The 2,747-nt window shown below is 58.7% G+C and carries 3 protein-coding genes; 2 read left to right on the forward strand and 1 reads right to left on the reverse strand.

Going from position 1 to position 2,747, the window contains the following annotated elements; translation table 11 throughout:
- Nucleotides 1-192: DUF1569 domain-containing protein (locus ABX749_RS28540; protein ID WP_372899025.1), on the reverse strand; the 192-nt coding region annotated here is incomplete at its 3' end.
- 166 nt (nt 193-358) lie between these two features.
- On the opposite strand from ABX749_RS28540, the gene ABX749_RS28545 reads away from it, so the two are divergent.
- Together ABX749_RS28545 and ABX749_RS28550 are read left to right on the forward strand one after the other, a co-directional pair.
- Complete coding sequence (locus ABX749_RS28545; RefSeq protein ID WP_372899027.1) at nt 359-1,261, forward strand: LysR family transcriptional regulator; 903 nt, start codon at nt 359-361, stop codon at nt 1,259-1,261.
- 167 nt (nt 1,262-1,428) lie between these two features.
- Nucleotides 1,429-2,747, forward strand: a 1,319-nt coding sequence (locus ABX749_RS28550) for a redoxin domain-containing protein (protein ID WP_372899026.1), incomplete at its 3' end; no start/stop codon positions are given.

The raw sequence follows: 2,747 nt of genomic DNA on the forward strand, positions 1-2,747 counted from the left end.
CGGGTCTTGCACCACGCGCAGGTGCTGGCAAATCTGCCCCAGCGTCCAGTTGCCGTGACGCTGGTATCCGCTTGCGAGTAATCGCTGTGCGTCGTCCACTGCCTCATCGAGCGTGCGGAAACGAAGTTGACGCAGCGCTGCAGTACCTTGTTGGTTCGGTGAAAACGCCGGACGGGAAGCGGAGCGTGTCATCAGGGCATCTGGGCATCTGCGGTGGACGGCGGCAACGCCGGTTTCTCATCAACGGCACAGGCTGAGAACGTGAGAGGGGGCAAACAACATGAGACACTCGCGTCTTGTGTTAAAATTCTGCCGCAATGAAGACGTTCGTGAAACGATGCCTCAGGATCTCAGCGCGATGGAATTGGACCAACTTCGATACTTTTTGCAAGTCGCCGCGGACGGCAATTTCACCCGCGCGGCGGAGCATTTGGGAATCTCCCAGCCGGCACTGAGTCGATCGATCGGACGGCTGGAAGAGGAGATCGGGCAGCCGGTGCTCCAGCGCCAATCCAAATGTGTCTCGCTGACCGATGCCGGCAAGTTGTTGCAGGGTCGCGCCAAAGAAGTGCTGTCCATCCTGGAGGACACGCTCGCGGAGATCGTCGACGATGGGCAAGTCGGCCGCATTCGAGTGGGGGCCATCCCGACGATCGCGCCGTTTTTCCTGCCCGGACTGCTGCGCCGTTTTGCCGAAGACTATCCCCAAGCAACGCTGGTCGTCCAAGAAGCAACCACCGATGAATTGTTGAAAGCATGCGCCGACGGACTCATCGATGTGGCGATCCTTGCACTGCCGATTCAAGCCAAGTACCTGGAGATCGAAGAACTGTTTGAGGAGGAGCTGTTATTGGTGTTGCCGCCAAATCACCCGCTCGTTTCAAAACAATCGATCGAGTTATCTGACATCGATCAGATCCCCTTTGTCTTACTCGGCGAGGCTCATTGTCTCTCCGACAACATTGTCTCGTTCTGCCGCAAACAATCCTTTCACCCGGTCTCGGTGGAACGCACCAGCCAGATGGCGACGGTCCAAGAACTCGTCTCGTTGGATCACGGCATCTCGATGATCCCGATGATGGCGCGGCGATTGGATCAATCCGAACGTCGCGTCTACCGCTCCCTCAACGGCGCCAGGCCGACACGCACGATCGTCGCCGTGTGGAATCCCTATCGCTTTCAAAGCCGTCTGATGGAAGCCTTCCGTAACACGGTACGGGCGTACGCAGGAACGATTGAACAGGTGACGGGAACGCCGTAACGGATCGATACGAATCGATACGCGAATCCCGATCCGTTGGTCGTGCTTTTGCGGACAATATCACCGATGATGTGATCGATCGATGTGTTCGTGCCGCATCGTCGCGAGATTTCCCGGTCGTTTTGGCCGGCCGCCCCATCGTACATTTCTTAATCGCCGACTGAAACTTGAGACCGGACCGAATGTTGCTGCACCGTCCCGATGTTCTTGCTGTCTTCCTTGCCGCCGTGGTGATGTTCGGGACGAATCCCGCTCGGGCTGCGGATGCCGCGTCGAACGCAAGCGGCCCCATCGGCATGAACGTCGCGGACTTCACGCTGGACAACTGCTACGGCAAGTCTGTTTCGTTGAGCCATTTTGATGACCGCCAAGCGATCGCGATCGTCTTTCTCGGGACGGAGTGTCCGCTCGCCAAATTGTATGGCCCTCGGCTGACGGACATTCAACGGCGTTATGCCGATCGCGGAGTCCAAGTGATTGGGATCAATTCCAACACGCAAGACAGCATGACCGAACTGGCGGCTTACGTGCATCGCCACGCGATCGGTTTTCCGATGTTGAAGGACCCGGGCAACGTCGTCGCCGATGCGTTGGGCGCCACGAGGACACCGGAGGTGTTTTTGATTGATCGTGAACGCACCGTTCGCTACCACGGTCGCATCGACGATCAATATGGCGTCGGATACTCGCGTGAGCGTGAAGCCGAGCCGGAGTTGACTCAGGCGATCGATCAGTTGTTGGCCGGTCAGCCGATCAGCGAGCCGTCGACCGAGCCGGTCGGTTGCCACATCGGGCGTGTGAAACCGATCGAGGCGACGGGCGAGGTGACCTATACCAAGCACATCGCTCCGATTTTCAATGCCCATTGTGTCAGTTGCCATCGAGACGGCGAGATCGCTCCCTTCACCTTAAACAGCTACGACGACGTGCTGGGCTGGGAAGACACGATCCTGGAAGTCATCGCCGACAATCGCATGCCGCCATGGTCGGCCAATCCGGCACACGGAACCTTTGCCAACGATCCCCGATTGAGCGAGCGGGAACGCGAATTGATTGAAACCTGGGTCGACAACGGACTGCCCGAAGGCGATGCCCGTGATCTGCCCACCCCGCCCGTATTTGTCGCCGGATGGCAGATCGGCCGGCCGGACGAAGTCATCACGATGCGGGACCAAGCGTTTCGGGTTCCCGCCGAGGGAATCGTCGACTACCAGCGATTTGTCGTCGATCCCGGCTGGGACGAGGACAAGTACATCGTCGCAGCGGAAGCACGCCCGGACAAACGAAGCGTCGTGCATCACATTTTGGTGTACGTGATTCCCGAAGGCGAACGACGCCAGGATGTTCGTCAAGTCGTCGCCGGATACGCGCCGGGCAGTCCGCCGATGCAGCTCAAAGACGGCGTCGCACTCCACGTCAAAGCCGGCAGCAAGTTGCTGTTCGAAATGCACTACACGCCCAACGGAACCGAGCAGGAAGATCTCAG

It is taken from the genome of Stieleria sp. (assembly GCF_041595215.1).
Classification (GTDB): Bacteria; Planctomycetota; Planctomycetia; order Pirellulales; family Pirellulaceae; genus Stieleria; species Stieleria magnilauensis.

Coding starts and splice junctions, on each gene's coding strand:
- ABX749_RS28545 (WP_372899027.1), top strand. CDS start 359: ATGGAATTGGACCAACTTCGATACTTTTTGCAAGTCGCCGCGGACGGC.